The sequence below is a fragment of the Psychrobacter sp. ASPA161_9 genome (assembly GCF_051970275.1).
In the GTDB taxonomy this organism is placed as follows: Bacteria; Pseudomonadota; Gammaproteobacteria; order Pseudomonadales; family Moraxellaceae; genus Psychrobacter.
This window is the reverse complement of the sequence record NZ_JBEFNI010000005.1, coordinates 1-15,848: the sequence shown is the minus strand read 5'-3', so window position 1 is coordinate 15,848 and position 15,848 is coordinate 1. Positions and strand designations below refer to the sequence as shown.

Below are 15,848 nucleotides of genomic sequence, written 5' to 3'. Positions count from 1 at the left end.
TCAAAGCGTTAAATTAGACTTGTAAAGCTAAACGATAATTTAACGCTTTATACAGGCCAGCCTTCTAATACGATTTTGCCATGTGCTTGACGATTCTCTAGCATTTGGTGCGCACTGCGTAAATGCTCGGCTGTGATAGTGCCAAGATTGTGAGCAACCGTGGTTTTAATCTCGCCAGCATCAATTAATGTTGCCACTGCATTTAATAAATGGTGCTGTTCAATCATGTCTGGCGTATTAAACATTGAGCGCGCAAACATAAACTCCCAATGCAGGCTTAAGCTTTTAGTCTTAAGCGGTAGGACGTCTAATGTTGCTGGGTCATCAATCAGTCCAAGTTTACCTTGGGGCTTTAAGCATTTAATAATTTCTTCATAATGCTCTTCGGTGTTATTGAGACTCACGACATAGTCTACTTCAGCAATGCCTGTTTTTTGCAGCTCATCAGACAATGCATTACGGTGATTGATAACATAGTCAGCGCCCAAATCTTTGAGCCACTGTATACTCTCATCCCTTGAAGCGGTACCAATAATGGTGGCTGTTGTTTGAGATTTTAATAGTTGGGTTAATATTGATCCTACCCCGCCCGCTGCGCCAATCACTAATACTGAAATGTCATTAGTATCCTCATCATTACCGTTTTCATCCGTCGAACTATCAGAAACAGGTACTTGCAAACGGTCAAATAACATCTCCCATGCCGTAATTGTAGTGAGCGGAAGCGCCGCTGCCTCAGCGAAAGATAAGGATGTCGGCATGTGGCCAACGATACGCTCATCGACCAGCTGATACTCAGCATTGCTGCCTGAACGGGTCAAATCTCCAGCGTAATAAACGTTATCTCCTACTGAGAACAGACTGACTTCTTCACCGATAGCCGTTACGATACCAGCAGCATCCCAACCAATAACAGCATACTCACCCTCTGGTGCAGGACGCGATGCACGGATTTTATAATCTACCGGATTGACGGATATGGCTTTAACTTCTACCAAAATATCATGGCCTGAAGCAGTCGGTTTATCAAGAGTAATGTCTTGTAGCGCTTGTTCGTCATCGATAGGTAGGTTGTTTTGATAACCAATGGCTTTGACAGTTTGCATAAGGGTATGTCCCAGTTTTTGATGATAAGTTTAATGAGATACTTTGTAATGGTTTAATTTCTAACCATTAATTGATGCGGCTAGATATAAATCTTATGTAGAAAGCGACTGCAATACTGTCTGAGTCTGGCGTTCAAGCTCTGCAATGGCTTCTTTATTTAGAGCGTCTGCATGCGGTTGTCCGAACTCTCCTCTTGCGTCACCATGTACGCCATCTTTAATATCATTATCGAAATATTTACCAGTATCGTTAGCGAACTCATCCGAGATGGCAAGTTCAGTTAGGATGTTCGCTCCTTTATCCGCTGGTGACCAATATTCTCCATAAGCCTCATTTACCATTTTTGTATTCAATAGCGAGCCTGGATTCACAGCAATTACATTGATGTCATCTGCCACGACTGTGTCAGCTAAATCCATAGTCCACATCGTTAATGCTAGCTTACTTTGAGCATAGGCATCTTTATCAGCGAGACGGTCCTGTCCTGCAAATGCCTTATAGGATATCGGAGCTTGAGCCGCTGAGCTTAGATTTACGATACGAGCTTTACTAGACTTTTTGAGTAGTGGTAATAAGGCGTTGGTTAACTCGTAAGGCGCTAAGTAATTGACCACGAAGCGTATGTCCAACTCATCTTTAGTCGTTGCCGATGCGGTTGTATAAATCCCTGCATTGTTTATGAGTACATCAAGCTTTGGCAGCTTTTCGCTCACTTCTGCTGCCATCTTGAGTACAGCGGTTAAATCGGAGAAATCAGCCACAAACCCGTCAATATTATCTACTGCTGCGCCTGTCGCTACTGCTTTGGCTTCTGCAATGACACTGGCAAGTTTGTCGGCATTTCTGCCATGCACATACACTTGATGTCCCGCTTCTGCCAGTTTTAAAGCTGCCAATTTGCCAATGCCATCAGTACTACCAGTGATTAAAATAGTCTTAGTCATGAGACGTCCTTATTGTTTGAGTTGTTATTTAAATTATTATTCAAGTTTTGGATTTGTGTACTATTTTATCCATCGTAATAGCACCCATTGTAATGAAAGTGTTGTGCTTCAAAAAGTAGCTATAGCCGGAAACACTTTCAATATCTTCCTAAAATGAGCTAACTTGCTAAGTGTAAAACCACCTTTTTAAGCTACTTCATTAAATTATTTTGTCAAATTAGCGTTGCTATCAATGAGATAACAATTAAGTAGCTATGTTTATAAGCTAATTGATTCGTCACTTAATTGATTTGTAACTTGATTGAGCAATCACTCAATCAAGGTTGAACGTTCGCTCAAAATCATTTATAGTGGCTTTAGCTGATTTACTTAGGCAAGCATCACCTATCAATTTGAGCAATCACTCAAATATAATATTACGTCTATTGTTGATTGAGCTACCTTACTTTAGTAATCATTAAATAATTAACAACCACAATAAGGGTTTTTACATGACTGAATTTACTTTACACGACAAACAGAGCGCACCAGTAGATAGCAAAGAGCTGCTTGATATTTCTATCAATGCTTTTGGCATGGTTCCAAATTTACACGCGGTAATGGCCGAAGCGCCGGGCTTACTCGAAGGTTATCAACGTCTACATCAATTGTTTTTAGACAGTAGTTTTGATGATGAAGAAGTTACTGTTGTATGGCAAACTATCAACGTTGAGCACGCTTGTCATTACTGCGTTCCTGCGCATACTGGTATTGCCAAAAGTATGAAAGTAGATGACGCGATTACCGAAGCATTACGTAATGAAACCCCACTACCGACTGATAAATTAGAAGTGCTACGTAACTTTACGCTTTCTGTTGTCCGTGATCGTGGTAACGTTAATGATGATGCCGTACAAGCATTTTTAGATGCAGGCTTCACCAAGCGCCAGATTTTAGAAGTCGTCCTTGCTGCCGCGCAAAAAGTGATGAGCAACTACACCAACCATCTGGCCAACACGCCAATCGATAAGCCTTTTCAAAAGTTTGAATGGCACAAAGCCGACTAATAAAGCAGATTAACCATTACGTTAACGATGCGAGATTATTGTTCAAGAAGCTGTTGTTCGGAAAATGTTCGAGCAGCTGTTTTCTCAGTTAACGTCATACGTATCAGTTAGAATTACAGATATCAGTTAGAATCATAAATAGTAGCTAACGAGAGGTCATATGGAAAATTCAAAGCAGTTATCATCAGAGCAACCACTGCGCATAGATATTGTATCGGACGTGGTCTGCCCTTGGTGTGTCATCGGCTACCGCCAGCTGGCAGAAGCGCTTGAGCAAACCAATACCGAGCATAAAATTCACTGGCATCCGTTTGAGTTAAATCCTGATATGCCAATCGAAGGTCAGAACTTGCGCGAGCATATCACTGAGAAGTACGGCTCAAGCAGAGAAGAATCTGATGCTAGCCGAGTTAGAATGACTGAGGCTGGTAGCGAGGTTGGCTTTGAGTTTAATTTCACTGAGGAGACTCGCACCTATAATACCTTTGATTTGCATCAGCTGCTGCACTGGGCAGATCAGCAAGGCCGTATGCACGACCTAAAGCAAGCCTTGTTCGCCGCTCACTTTACTAATGGTCGCAATATCTCGGATAAAGAAGTGCTGGCAGATATTGCAGCAGAGATTGGGCTAGATCGTAGCGAAGCGGTAGCAGTATTAAAGGATCAACGCTTTGCAGAAGAAGTACGTCAAGCTCAACAACAGTGGCGTCAGCAAGGTATTCAAAGCGTACCCTCTGTTATCTTTAATCAAAAACACTTGGTTAGCGGTGCACAAGGGGTTGAGAACTTCAAAAGTATCTTACAGCAATTGGCAGATCTGCCAGAATAAACGACACTTTTGATGAATATTAAAAATTGGCCATTGAAAATTGGCCATTAAAATTTAGATATAAAAAAGGCTACTTGAAACTTCAAGTAGCCTTTTTTATGGTTTCATCAATTTATAAGGGTGATTTACACTGTTAATTAGTTCTCAGTTTGACCTCTGATTAACTTAGCAAGCACACTTAACTAGACCTATTATTCAGAGCCAGTTAGCGAACTAGCCAGCAAACGTGTTATTACGCAATGCTTCTATCGATTGCGCCATATCTTCGGCAAGCTCATGTACGGCAGCACTATCTACATCACGCTGTGCAAAAGCGCGCAGCCCCATTATTTCAGCTTGTAAACGCCGAGCCAGCCTAACAGGGTCAAGCTCACTATCAAGCTCCCCTATGCGCTGAGCTTCCGTAAAGCAGTCAATAAATCGCGCTTCCATACCAGCCAGCATGGCCTCAACCTTTTGTAAGGCTGATTGCTCACGGGCGCCAAGCTCCAACAAGCTTTTGACCAGCATACAAGCGCGACTTGGCAGCCCCTTATCGAGAATTCCGCCAAGCTGTCGCAAGTAGGCAGCTAGCCCCATCAATGGCGAACTATGGGTCTTCAAAGTATATTCTAGCTCGGTCAGTGTCAGACGAGCATAGTACTCTAGTACTTCTTGGAACAGTCCATCCTTGCTACCAAAAGCTGCATAAATACTCCCCGGTCGCATATCGAGTGCTTTTTCTAAATCTTTTAAAGACGTCGCATGAAAACCCTTTTGCCAGAACAGCTGTAAAGCTCGTTCTAAAGATTCTTGTCGGCTATAAAGTGCGGTGCGTGACATAATATATTCCGTTTTCTCACAGCCTTAGCGTCATATAATGAAATGAGCATGACTGTACAACTTGAGTGACTGCTCAATTTTATCTTGACTAGCTATTACAGTCCAGTTAAAGTTTATTAACAAGGCTCAGACTATTGATTGTCGAGAACGACTAGCCACAATAATACTGAATAAATAAGCAAAGGAGAAAGGAGGATTGTCGTTACTGTATCAGCACATCATCAGCACTTTCGATTTGCATCTTGTCTGATTCAATTTTGGCCGACTAGGTTGTCCGCATAAGCTGTACGTATAATAGAGGTATTAACTGCTTTTAAAATCCGAGTTAAAAGTGTCTTGAATAGCTTTCCTGCATAGCTTTCCTGCATAGCTATAATACAGTAGGTAAAGGACGAAAGAACGTAGGCTTCACAGTAGTCCAAACACTTTGGGGTAGCTTGAATGCGTATAAATATATCTACTTTCTGTGACAATCAGCTTCAGAGATTTCCAAATAAGGAAATTTCGTCTCGATTATGCTCCGCATTCTTCCTATTAGCCATTACTCTTATATCCAGCTTGTTGACGGGTTGTACGAAACGAATCTGGAACAAGCCAATAACGGATAAGACCACCACAAGTCGCTACGATTTTCGCAATAACTTACCTAAAAACTCAGATGACGTCTTTGTTGTGCTCGCATTTTCTGGTGGCGGTACACGAGCGGCAGCGCTTAGCTACGGCGTGCTAGAAAAGCTCCGCGACACACCAGTGACTATAAACGGCGTGGAGCGTCGACTGTTAGATGAGGTGGATGTTATTTCTTCGGTATCGGGCGGTAGCTACACAGCAGCCTACTACGGCTTATTTGGCGATGATATATTTAAGCAGTTTGCGCCAGATTTTTTGTATGAGGACTGGCAGTCTCGACTGATAAAGCTCGCGATACGTCCGCAAAGCCTTATAGCGATGAGCAGCTCTGAATACAATCGTGGCGATCTGGTAGCGAATAACTTAAATCATAGTCTGTTTCAGCAAAAAACTTTTGCCGATATGGGGCGTGGAAAGTTACCTTACGTTATCCTGAATGCCAGTGACTTAAATAATTCAACGACATTTTCCTTTACCCAGCAGCATTTTGATTTTTTGTGTTCAGATTTGTCGAGTTATCCGGTGGCAAATGCTGTGATGGCATCTTCCTCAGTACCTGGCATCTTTGCACCTATAGCGCTGCGCAATTTTTCCGACTGCCCTCAGCGTTACCAGTCGTGGGTCGAGGATGCCTTAAATCAAGACAGTCATTTGCCGCGCAATTATGCGGTAGCCCGGGCGTTAAAGCGTTATTCTTATCCAGAGCGTATGCCCGTCCTACGCTTAGTAGATGGCGGGGTAACCGATAACTTGGGTGTGCGTGGATCTATGATGAGTCCAGTGACTCAGTATGGTGATGTGCCCAATATGGCTGGTGCGTTTAGCCCTGAAAAATTCCGCCAAGTTAAACAAGTGCTGGTCGTAGTCGCCAATGCTCAAACTTACTCTGAGCATAAATGGTCATTGGAAGGTAAAGACCCAGGGTTCTTCGAGACAGTTTCAGCTTCTAGCGAAGTGGCATTAGGTATTTTAAATAACGAGACCGTCTCATTAGCTAAAAAAGAATTTTTGCAATGGGGTGAGCACGTGAATGCACAGCGCAGCTCTGACTCGCCTCAAGTTGAGGTGCATTTTTCCATATTAACTTTCGATCAAGTTGAGAATAAGAAAGAGCGCGCAAAGTTCGATGCCATGCCAACCACTTTTCATCTACAGCCTAAACAAGTTGATGAGTTGCGGGAGTTAGGCAGCAACTTACTTGATCAATCTGAGGAATTCCAAAATTTTCGTAAAGCGCTACAGTGACGAATAGCAAAGTTGTGATCTGGACCAAACATGCTATTTGAAGCCAAACAAGACACTCAATTACATCCTAACTCTAATTTATTGACACTCCAGTGCCGACCCTCTAAAGATTTCGATTCAGTAAACTCTAACAAGGATGAAGCGTTATCTACCCTGTAAACAATCCAATTTCTCTGTTTTTTGAAATCATATCATTTACATATGATAACAAAGCATAACAATATAATTTGAGTGATTACTCAAATTCATCTTGAATGACTGCTCAAGCTAGTTTAAAGTGAAATTAATCAGTTTTATAATTATAACTGTAGTTATCAGCCTACTTCCCTCACAGACGCAATTTACCATTATTAAAAAAGGATCTTTTATGTCCTCTAACCAATCACCCTCGATTATCGTATTTGATGTCAATGAGACTCTACTAGATATCGATACCCTTACGCCTTTATTCGCTCGCCTGTTCGGTAACAAGCACATGTTAAGGGAGTGGTTTGCCCAATTGGTGCTTTATTCGCAAACCATGACTTTATCAGGCCTTTATACGCCTTTTGGGGAGCTTGGCGTTGGTGCGTTACAGATGACAGCTGATATCCATGAAATCACGCTGACAGATGACGATATTAATGAGTTAAAAGAGCTTATGAGCAAAATGCCTGCTCATCCTGATGCAGTATCAGCATTGACCAAACTACGTGATGCAGGGTTTCGACTAGTGACGTTGACCAATTCAGCCAGTAGTGCTTCTCCTACGCCACTTGAAAAAGCAGGATTGAGTGAGTTCTTTGAGCAGTCTTTTAGCGTTGAGAAGGTTGCGAAGTTCAAGCCTGCGCCTGAGACTTATCAAATGGCAGCTAAAGAGCTGGCTGTTGAAATGTCAGATTTATGCTTAGTGGCTTGTCATCTTTGGGATACGATTGGCGCTCAAGCTGCTGGCTGCCAAGGGGCATTTCTCAAACGTCCTTATAACGCCATGTTGCCCGCCTCCAATGTGCCAACACCGAACTTTATGGCCTCAGATCTTGTCACGCTTGCTGAGCAAATCATTGCTAAAAGTCAGAACTCGTAAAAAGCTTATGCCAAGCTCGTTTTTAAACATTGAAGCTTATTAAAAATAGCCAACTTATTGTAGAAGGTTTAATTTACCTATCAAGCCTTCTATGTCTCAACACGAATTACTCACATTCATGCAAACCATTAAATAAAGGATAAATCATGCAATCAAATTACGCACAAAAACTTCAAGCTGGTGTCAAATTTCCCAATATAGATGTACAAATGCTAAATGGTGATATGAAGTCGCTTGGCAAGCCTGAAAACGGTTACGATTGGAAATTAGTCGTTGTTTACCGAGGGCAACATTGTCCAATTTGTACAAAATACCTCAATCAGTTAGAAACCGTAAAAGCATTATTTGCTGAGGCGGGTGTCGATATCATTGCGATATCAGGTGACAGTAAAGAGCAATTAGAGAGTCATTTAGAAAAATTAGATATCAACTTTCCTATTGCTTATGGTTTAACTATTGAGCAAATGGATACGCTAGGGCTCTACATTTCTGACCCACGCTCAGAGAAAGAGACTGATCATCCCTTTGCGGAGCCTGGTTTGTTTGTCATTAATGCTGATGGAGAGATTCAAATCGTCGATATCTCCAACGCGCCTTTTGCTAGACCTGAACTTGAAGCCCTTGCGAATGGTTTATCCTTTGTTCGAAAAAACGATTACCCTATTCGTGGTACGCATCGTTAGATATAATTTTATCTAATCTAAAACTCTCATCGATAGAAGTAGTTAGATTCACTCATTTATTCATAATATTGTTATGAATAAATGGGATTTCCAGCAGCTGTGTGAGAATGCGCGCTCAATTACCTAACTCAAGGACGACACATGAAAACGCTCAGAACCCCCGATTCGTGTTTTGCGAATCTGCCCGATTATGATTTTGCCCCGCACTACTTAATGGTTGACGATAGCGAAGGGGGTGAGTTGCGCGTGCATTACCTCGACGAGGGCCCAAGGGACGCCTATCCGGTGTTACTGCTCCATGGGGAACCTTCATGGTGTTATCTGTATCGTAAAATCATCCCAATACTGACTGCAGCAGGACACCGCGTGATTGCACCAGACCTCCCCGGTTTTGGACGCTCAGACAAACCCGCGTCCCGTACTGACTATACCTACCAACGTCATGTCGACTGGCTGCAATCAGTACTCGACCAGTTAGATCTAAAGGACATCACCTTGTTTTGTCAGGACTGGGGCGGCCTGATCGGTCTGCGCTTAGTTGCCGCACATCCAGATCGGTTTGCTCGGGTAGCGGCTGGTAATACCATGCTCCCCACTGGCGACCACGATCCAGGTGAAGGTTTTCGAAAATGGCAGAAATTCTCACAGGAAACACCAGAATTTAATGTGGGAGGCGCTATAAAGAGTGGTACTACTACACCGCTATCACAGGCGGTAATCGACGCTTATAATGCACCTTTTCCTCATGAGTCTTATAAGGAGGGTGCTAGGCAGTTTCCATTACTAGTACCTATAACTCCGGATGACCCTGCCTCTGAGAATAACCGCACTGCTTGGATTGAGCTGAGCAAATGGACTAAGCCCTTTATTACTCTATTTAGCGATTCTGATCCGATTACTACTGGCGGTGATCGAGTAATGCAAAAGCTTATTCCCGGAACCAAAGGCCAAAATCATACGACTATTGCCAACGCCGGACATTTTCTCCAAGAAGATCAAGGCGAGAAATTGGCCGAGCTTTTGGTCAAGTTCATTAATGACAAATAGAGCGTGTTCTCAATCTGAACGAGTGAACCTCTAATGCGTTAAAAATGGCTATATTTCTGTCACTCTTTAAAAATTTCTAGACAATATATTCATACTCTCTGCAAAATTTCCTTTGTAACGTAAGCACATCTTAAAATAAACATTTTAAAACTGCTATTTCATCATGCAAAATGCCGCCCCCATTAGGAGCGGCATTGTTATTTTATAACGCTAAATTTACAACCAATATCGTTAACCATTACTTTTAGAAAGCATCTGTTAAAAGTGAATAACCGTACGAATACTCTCACCTTTATGCATCAAGTCAAAGGCTTCGTTAATGTCTTCTAATGGCATAGTGTGGGTGATAAAGTCATTTAATGGGATGTCACCTTGCATATAACGATCGACGTAGCCTGGCAATTCGCTGCGTCCTTTGACCCCGCCAAATGCTGAACCCTTCCAGACGCGACCAGTCACTAGCTGGAATGGACGAGTTGAGATTTCTTTGCCTGCACCAGCGACACCGATGATGACCGACTCGCCCCAGCCTTTGTGGCAACACTCAAGCGCTGAACGCATGACATCGACATTACCAATACACTCAAACGAATAGTCTACGCCGCCATCAGTCATCTCGACGATGACCTCTTGGATAGGCTTGTCATAGTCTTTAGAATTAATACAATCAGTCGCGCCAAGCTTCTTAGCCAACTCAAATTTATCTTCGTTGATATCAACGCCGATGATACGACTGGCTTTTGCCATTTTTGCACCAATGATGGCGGCGAGGCCAATACCACCAAGACCGAAAACAGCAACGGTAGCCCCTTCTTCAACCTTAGCGGTATTCATAACCGCGCCCATGCCGGTGGTCACGCCACAACCTAGCAAACAAACTTTTTCTAACGGTGCGTCTTTGTCCACTTTGGCCAATGAAATCTCTGGCAAGACAGTATATTCAGAGAAAGTTGAGCAACCCATGTAATGATAAATTGGCTCACCGTCTTTATAAAAACGGGTGGTGCCGTCTGGCATTAAGCCTTTACCTTGAGTCTCACGTACGGCAGAGCAAAGGTTTGTTTTGCCTGATAAGCAGAATTTACAGACGCCACACTCTGCGGTGTATAAAGGAATAACGTGATCGCCGACTTGGACGCTGGTCACGCCTTCGCCGATCTGTTCAACGATACCGCCACCTTCATGACCTAAGATAGCTGGGAATACGCCTTCTGGATCTTCACCAGATAAGGTAAAGGCATCGGTGTGGCAGACGCCACTGGCGATGATTTTTACCAATACTTCGCCTTTGCGCGGTAGCATGACATCCACTTCTTCAACAGATAGTGGCTGGTTCGGGCCCCAAGCGATAGCGGCTTTAGATTTAATAAATTTATCTGACATAATATTCTCTCTTCTAATTAATTTTATTGTTGATTAAACGCAGACCAATTTAGCTTATAGCGCTTAGTGTATAGAGGCAAGCCACAGTTGTCACAGTCTGTAAAAGGTTTGATTTTATACTTACCATTATAGTCGTTTCTGAAATGATAACAATGTGTTATATTTGAAAATATCTTTTACACAGTGGTAATAATCATGCGCTGGGACGGTATTAGCGAGTTCGTCTATGTGGCGGAGTACGAGAGCTTCACACGCGCTGCAAAAGAGTTGGGCGTCTCAACCGCGCAAGTCAGTCGACAGATAAGCGCTTTAGAAAAACGACTGAATATTAAATTGCTGTATCGCACGACGCGCAAGGTATCACTGACTGAAGAAGGCCGCGTGTTTTATCAGCACTGCCGCGGTGTGCTCGATGGATTGGATGCTGCTGAGCAAGCAGTAAGTAACTTACAGTCAAAGCCCCAAGGCAGAATTAAACTGACCGCCCCTGTCACTTATGGCGAGCAGCAGTTATTACCACTGGTCAATGATTTCATGGTGCAATATAGTGATATCGAAGTGACGGCATTTTTGAGCAATCAAAAAATTGATTTGGTTGATGGCGGCTATGACTTGGCAATTCGTATTGGCAAATTAAGCGATTCGACCATGATGGCAAAAAAACTCAGCCGTCGTACCAACTTCGTTTGTGCTGCGCCCGCTTATCTCGAAAAATACGGCACGCCTCATGTTCTGTCCGAGCTAAGCCAACATAACTGCTTACTTGGCACTCGTGATTATTGGCACTTTATAGATTTTAAAGAAACAGGTTCTAGAAAAACAGATTCTGGCAAAGATGCTAATAAAGAAAAAAACCTGCGCGTGTCTGGCACGGTGCAATATAACAGTGGTCATAGCCTAGTTGATGCTGCGTTAAAAGGTCTGGGTATTGTGCAGCTACCTGATTATTATGTGCAAAAGTACTTAGCATCAGGCGCGCTGGTCAGCTTACTAGATAACTATAGAGAGCCCGAGGAAAGTATCTGGGCCGTCTATCCGCACAACCGTCATTTATCACCAAAGATTAGGTTGCTCGTAGATTATCTAGCAGAGCGTTTGGCTGTGTAATTAGTTTTGGCTTAGTCATTCTTTAAGAGGTGTTGTAATGCGACCCTTTACTATACGCAGTTTATTACGCACAATGTTATGGTTCACAATGTTATGGTTCACAATGAATATTCGATGTTGTCAGCCATCACTCGCTGAATAAACGACCACAATAAAAAAGGATTTTTTTATGCTTAAGATTATCTCTATCGCTGCCCTAGCTTTGGCCGTATCCTCTTGCGCCAGTGTTGAAAATATTTTAAACGCGCCGGATAAGGTGCAGTCGACGCCAGAAACGATGACTGCTATCAATGCTGAAAAGGGTCTGATTACGATGCAAAGTAATCACTCCGTTCAAGATACCGCTGATAAGCTAGCGGCAATTATTGAAAGCAAAGGCATGAAAGTATTTGCGCGCGTCGATCATCAGAAAAATGCGCAAGGTGTCGATTTAACATTAAGACCGACGCAAGTGATTATGTTTGGTAATCCGAAAGCGGGTACGCCATTGATGAATTGCGAGCAAAGCGTCGCTATCGACTTACCGCAAAAAATCCTCATCAGTGAAGATGCTGATAAAAAAGTTTGGTTGTCGTACAACAATCCTGAATATCTCAAAGACCGTCATAATATAAAAGGTTGTGATGCCCAGTTAGCGAATATCGCAAAAGCCTTTGATGGTGTCAGTAAAGCAGCTATTGCAAAGTAAAATATAAATGAAAATCTGAACAAACGAAAAGGTGGGATGCAAAAGCACTCCCACCTTTTTTATGTTTTTAGAAAATTAACTTATTAGGAGTTCTCAGATTGTGCTATTTGCTCATGTAACTCTACTTTCAACTTCTTTGCACATTCGATAATCTTTTTTCGACCAGCAGGAATAGCGCCATATTCAATCGCTGTCTCTCGCATTTGTACCGTGACATCATAGTGCGGATAACTGGCATTACGGTGGAATAAACGCTTATCCACTTCAATCATTGCGGCAAAATCATGCAACTCTTGCAGGGTATCTGCCAGCATGTGGCACCATTTATAGCCTTTAAATTCTATCTGCATAAAATCTACGTATATCGCCATAGAGCTGTACCTTTGAGATTTTTAAATAATTTGGTTTTATTTTAATACAAAACTAATTTAACCTAACGTTTTGATTATTAACCTACTTTCAGAATCGGCTTAATGGTAATGCCACTTGCCGAATCTTCAAACGCTTGGTTAATGTCCTCAAAATCGTAAAACTTAACCAATTTATCAAATGGGAATTGACCAGCTTTAAAGTAAGCAATCAACTGTGGAATAAATACTCGAGGAATAGAGTCGCCTTCGATGACGCCAATCATGCTCTTACCTTCGGCCATCAAGTCATTATGGACATCGATATTCATCTCTGGTGTAATACCGACAATTGCGACTGTTCCCAAAGAGCGCAAAGCATTCAATGATTGTTTAACAACCGTAGGCACGCCTGTGGTTTCAACAGCGTAGTGGCTGCCACCGTCAGTTATTTTTTTGACTTCTGTTACGACATCGACATTTTTACCGTTGAGAGTATGAGTCGCGCCAAGCTCTTTTGCTAGCTCAAGACGACTATCATGTACATCAACGGCGATGATATGCTGACAGCCCACAATCTTGGCTGCCATCACTGCACTGAGGCCAACTGCACCAGCACCATAAATCACGATACTAGAACCGAACTCTGGCTTCAGGCGATTTAACACCGTTCCAGCGCCAGTCTGGATACCACATCCTAACGGTCCAAGTAGCGCTAGATCGACGTCTGGATCGACTTTTACTGCATTTCTAGACTTGGCAATAGCATAAGTGGCAAATGAGGATTGCCCAAAGAAAGTCGCCAGCTCCTCCCCATTTTGTGCGAGCCTACGGGAGCCATCGTCCATCGCACCACCGAAGTTAAGGTCGTTGAAGGTATCGCAAACGGTTGGATGACCCGTCAAGCAATGTCCACAATTACCGCAGTGCGCAAACGATAGCACCACATGATCACCGACTTGCAAATCAGACACGCCTGTACCGACAGCATCTACTATCCCAGACCCTTCATGACCAAGCACGATAGGAAATGGCGCGATGCCCATATCACGCGCGACCACATCAGTATGACAGACGCCAGCTGCAATGATTTTAACCCGTATCTCGTCAATCTCAGGCGTTGCAAGCTGTACAGGCTCTAATTCGAACGCCGCGCCTTGGTTATGAGTTACTGCTGCTTTAATATCCATTAGTATTACCTCTTCAATTAGTTACTTCAGCCAGTTTCTCTCAGGAGCCATATGCTTATAATTTAGCTACGCCTCAACAATGACAATCTGATTTGAATATAGATTACTACTCAGTATATTACTGCTCAGTCGTTTAAGCTCAAAAAGAGACACAAAAGCTAGTCTGCCTCTACATCTCTCTTGAGATATCAATTCTCTTTAAAGTTGTTCTTTAAGCTTATTCTCAAAATGATTTCTATCTACCAAGAATCCAGCCACCATCCATAAATACGTTAGAACCATGCATGTAGTTAGAGTCGTCAGAGGCTAGGAATACAGCAAGGGCAGCAATCTCCTCTAACTTTCCCGCGCGCTATGTCAGGCATTGATTCGGCAGGCAGTTACAGTAGTCATTGTAGACCTAACTACAATATTAACCCTTCAACCTCGCCTAGCTATCTTGCAATAATTTCAACGTCTGACATGTCTTAGCGCACCAAAATCACCGGTGTCAATGTGCTGGCGATGATTTCTGTAGTAGTACTGCCAAGAAACAAGCGCTGCAATTTAGAATGGCCATAAGCTCCAACCACAATAATATCGACATCATTATCTATCTGAAACGACAACAGTCCATCAACAGCATCAAGCTCAGGCAAATGATGAGCGTCTACTGTAAAGCCCTCTGCCGTCAAATGCTCAACGGCATCAGCAAGGCTTTTTTTGGCAGCGTCTTTGTCATTACCAACCATCACGATATGACCTTGCAACCCTTGCAACAGCTCGCTTCTTGCCACCATCTGTGTGGCTTTGATAGCGGTTTTGCTGGCATCAAATGCGACCATATATGACTTGGGTTCTTCAAATTTCTCTGAGCAAATCAAGACAGGTATGCTTGATGCCCGTGCGACAGTTTCGATTTGGCTGCCGATATTGATGCGGCTATTTTTATGATCTTCGCCGCGACGCCCCATAATGATGGCACGATTTTCTTCTTTAAAATGTTCAATGGCAGGTAACAATTTGCCGCGGCGTTGATAGATATTGACTTTTATACCATCGAAGCTATTTTGCAGATAACTTTTTGCATCTTGTACCAAGGCATTGCTATAACTGTTCACAACCTTTGCTCTTTTTTCATCCAGTTCCGTTAATTCTTCTAACAAAAATTCGCGACTATTGATTCCTATCGCTCCTGATAAGTCACGTCTGGTCGACGCCGGAACATCGCTAACATGCAGTAACCCAACCGGTAGACCCAACCTGCTGGCATACCATGCCGCATAATCACAAACCGATTCAGTAACCGCTGAGCCGTCAATACAGGCTAAAACGTGCTGTTCTGTTTTCATGATTCATCCTTAAATTTCTAATTATCGAATGGATAGAGTTATCAATGCGCGTCAATAACGCTATTGCATTGCGTCTGTCACTACAGAAATCGTTGCTAGCTGACTACTAAGCAAGCTCATTACTGCTGCAGTAACGGACGTACAACCCGACTTATAGATCCACACCTATAATCATTAAAATACAATAGCTTAGGGGTTATAGACTCAGGCGATGATCATACTATTTAGCATATCATCTCTATCATTGGATAACCGTTTCAAGATGTACTTTTACGATTTGTATAGATTAGCGCCCATTCAGCCTATTCACACTGGCAATCAGCGCCACCATAACCATGCCTATAACGATAAGAATACCTGACATCAGGTGCGCGGCTTCGTAG

General features: G+C 42.8%; 15 protein-coding genes and 1 pseudogene. 8 read left to right on the top strand and 8 right to left on the bottom strand.

Features of this window, described 5'->3' with window-relative positions; genetic code table 11:
* Positions 1–47 precede the first annotated feature (47 nt).
* Positions 48–1,106 carry a zinc-binding alcohol dehydrogenase family protein gene (locus ACTQ9S_RS07150; RefSeq protein ID WP_440454542.1) on the bottom strand — a complete coding sequence of 353 codons (1,059 nt, stop codon included), beginning with the start codon at positions 1,104–1,106 and terminating at the stop codon, positions 48–50.
* Positions 1,107–1,199: 93 nt separating this feature from the next.
* A complete protein-coding gene (locus ACTQ9S_RS07145; RefSeq protein ID WP_440454541.1) occupies positions 1,200–2,051 on the bottom strand; it encodes an SDR family NAD(P)-dependent oxidoreductase in 852 nt (283 codons plus the stop codon).
* Positions 2,052–2,542: 491 nt separating this feature from the next.
* Between ACTQ9S_RS07145 and ACTQ9S_RS07140 the strand changes: the two genes are divergently transcribed.
* The gene (locus tag ACTQ9S_RS07140; RefSeq protein ID WP_068037072.1) at positions 2,543–3,097 is read left to right on the top strand and encodes a carboxymuconolactone decarboxylase family protein; all 555 of its coding nucleotides are present in this window, start codon (positions 2,543–2,545) and stop codon (positions 3,095–3,097) included.
* Positions 3,098–3,257: 160 nt separating this feature from the next.
* Positions 3,258–3,926: a DsbA family oxidoreductase gene (locus ACTQ9S_RS07135; RefSeq protein WP_440454540.1), complete on the top strand. Its 669-nt coding sequence runs from the start codon at positions 3,258–3,260 to the stop codon at positions 3,924–3,926.
* Positions 3,927–4,139: 213 nt separating this feature from the next.
* Here ACTQ9S_RS07135 and ACTQ9S_RS07130 read toward each other — a convergent pair whose 3' ends face one another.
* Positions 4,140–4,748 carry a TetR/AcrR family transcriptional regulator gene (locus ACTQ9S_RS07130; RefSeq protein ID WP_440454539.1) on the bottom strand — a complete coding sequence of 203 codons (609 nt, stop codon included), beginning with the start codon at positions 4,746–4,748 and terminating at the stop codon, positions 4,140–4,142.
* Positions 4,749–5,420: 672 nt separating this feature from the next.
* Between ACTQ9S_RS07130 and ACTQ9S_RS07125 the strand changes: the two genes are divergently transcribed.
* From ACTQ9S_RS07125 to ACTQ9S_RS07110, 4 genes are all read left to right on the top strand, one after another.
* Positions 5,421–6,623: a patatin-like phospholipase family protein gene (locus tag ACTQ9S_RS07125; protein WP_440454538.1), complete on the top strand. Its 1,203-nt coding sequence runs from the start codon at positions 5,421–5,423 to the stop codon at positions 6,621–6,623.
* A gap of 367 nt (positions 6,624–6,990) precedes the next feature.
* Positions 6,991–7,689 (top strand): haloacid dehalogenase type II, encoded by a 699-nt coding sequence (locus ACTQ9S_RS07120; RefSeq protein ID WP_440454537.1) that lies wholly within the window; start codon positions 6,991–6,993, stop codon positions 7,687–7,689.
* Between the two features lie 146 nt (positions 7,690–7,835).
* The gene (locus tag ACTQ9S_RS07115) at positions 7,836–8,372 is read left to right on the top strand and encodes a peroxiredoxin-like family protein (RefSeq protein ID WP_440454536.1); all 537 of its coding nucleotides are present in this window, start codon (positions 7,836–7,838) and stop codon (positions 8,370–8,372) included.
* 141 nt (positions 8,373–8,513) lie between these two features.
* Entirely contained in the window at positions 8,514–9,419 is a 906-nt protein-coding gene (locus tag ACTQ9S_RS07110) for a haloalkane dehalogenase (protein ID WP_440454535.1), read from the top strand.
* Positions 9,420–9,677: 258 nt separating this feature from the next.
* Here the strand turns inward: ACTQ9S_RS07110 and ACTQ9S_RS07105 are convergent, their stop codons facing one another.
* Positions 9,678–10,787 (bottom strand): S-(hydroxymethyl)glutathione dehydrogenase/class III alcohol dehydrogenase, encoded by a 1,110-nt coding sequence (locus ACTQ9S_RS07105; protein ID WP_440454645.1) that lies wholly within the window; start codon positions 10,785–10,787, stop codon positions 9,678–9,680.
* A 210-nt stretch (positions 10,788–10,997) separates the two neighbouring features.
* Between ACTQ9S_RS07105 and ACTQ9S_RS07100 the strand changes: the two genes are divergently transcribed.
* Both ACTQ9S_RS07100 and ACTQ9S_RS07095 read left to right on the top strand, forming a co-directional pair.
* Complete coding sequence (locus tag ACTQ9S_RS07100; RefSeq protein ID WP_440454534.1) at positions 10,998–11,909, top strand: LysR family transcriptional regulator; 912 nt, start codon at positions 10,998–11,000, stop codon at positions 11,907–11,909.
* A 169-nt stretch (positions 11,910–12,078) separates the two neighbouring features.
* The gene (locus ACTQ9S_RS07095; RefSeq protein WP_440454533.1) at positions 12,079–12,597 is read left to right on the top strand and encodes a DUF302 domain-containing protein; all 519 of its coding nucleotides are present in this window, start codon (positions 12,079–12,081) and stop codon (positions 12,595–12,597) included.
* An 83-nt stretch (positions 12,598–12,680) separates the two neighbouring features.
* On the opposite strand, the gene ACTQ9S_RS07090 is transcribed toward ACTQ9S_RS07095, so the two are convergent.
* From ACTQ9S_RS07090 to ACTQ9S_RS07075, 4 genes and pseudogenes are all read right to left on the bottom strand, one after another.
* On the bottom strand, positions 12,681–12,968 hold the full coding sequence (locus tag ACTQ9S_RS07090; RefSeq protein ID WP_068328869.1) for a DUF4031 domain-containing protein: 288 nt from the start codon (positions 12,966–12,968) through the stop codon (positions 12,681–12,683).
* Positions 12,969–13,045: 77 nt separating this feature from the next.
* Positions 13,046–14,134 (bottom strand): NAD(P)-dependent alcohol dehydrogenase, encoded by a 1,089-nt coding sequence (locus ACTQ9S_RS07085; RefSeq protein ID WP_440454532.1) that lies wholly within the window; start codon positions 14,132–14,134, stop codon positions 13,046–13,048.
* A gap of 235 nt (positions 14,135–14,369) precedes the next feature.
* A pseudogene (locus ACTQ9S_RS07080) lies at positions 14,370–14,474 on the bottom strand (SDR family oxidoreductase); the annotation flags it as partial.
* 127 nt (positions 14,475–14,601) lie between these two features.
* Positions 14,602–15,465 carry a universal stress protein gene (locus ACTQ9S_RS07075; protein ID WP_440454531.1) on the bottom strand — a complete coding sequence of 288 codons (864 nt, stop codon included), beginning with the start codon at positions 15,463–15,465 and terminating at the stop codon, positions 14,602–14,604.
* Positions 15,466–15,848 lie beyond the last annotated feature (383 nt).

Bases quoted from the DNA above. Each gene is read 5' to 3' on its own strand.
- ACTQ9S_RS07150 (WP_440454542.1), bottom strand. From the start codon at position 1,106: ATGCAAACTGTCAAAGCCATTGGTTATCAAAACAACCTACCTATCGAT.
- ACTQ9S_RS07145 (WP_440454541.1), bottom strand. From the start codon at position 2,051: ATGACTAAGACTATTTTAATCACTGGTAGTACTGATGGCATTGGCAAA.
- ACTQ9S_RS07140 (WP_068037072.1), top strand. From the start codon at position 2,543: ATGACTGAATTTACTTTACACGACAAACAGAGCGCACCAGTAGATAGC.
- ACTQ9S_RS07135 (WP_440454540.1), top strand. From the start codon at position 3,258: ATGGAAAATTCAAAGCAGTTATCATCAGAGCAACCACTGCGCATAGAT.
- ACTQ9S_RS07130 (WP_440454539.1), bottom strand. From the start codon at position 4,748: ATGTCACGCACCGCACTTTATAGCCGACAAGAATCTTTAGAACGAGCT.
- ACTQ9S_RS07120 (WP_440454537.1), top strand. From the start codon at position 6,991: ATGTCCTCTAACCAATCACCCTCGATTATCGTATTTGATGTCAATGAG.
- ACTQ9S_RS07115 (WP_440454536.1), top strand. From the start codon at position 7,836: ATGCAATCAAATTACGCACAAAAACTTCAAGCTGGTGTCAAATTTCCC.
- ACTQ9S_RS07110 (WP_440454535.1), top strand. From the start codon at position 8,514: ATGAAAACGCTCAGAACCCCCGATTCGTGTTTTGCGAATCTGCCCGAT.
- ACTQ9S_RS07100 (WP_440454534.1), top strand. From the start codon at position 10,998: ATGCGCTGGGACGGTATTAGCGAGTTCGTCTATGTGGCGGAGTACGAG.
- ACTQ9S_RS07095 (WP_440454533.1), top strand. From the start codon at position 12,079: ATGCTTAAGATTATCTCTATCGCTGCCCTAGCTTTGGCCGTATCCTCT.
- ACTQ9S_RS07090 (WP_068328869.1), bottom strand. From the start codon at position 12,968: ATGGCGATATACGTAGATTTTATGCAGATAGAATTTAAAGGCTATAAA.
- ACTQ9S_RS07085 (WP_440454532.1), bottom strand. From the start codon at position 14,134: ATGGATATTAAAGCAGCAGTAACTCATAACCAAGGCGCGGCGTTCGAA.
- ACTQ9S_RS07075 (WP_440454531.1), bottom strand. From the start codon at position 15,465: ATGAAAACAGAACAGCACGTTTTAGCCTGTATTGACGGCTCAGCGGTT.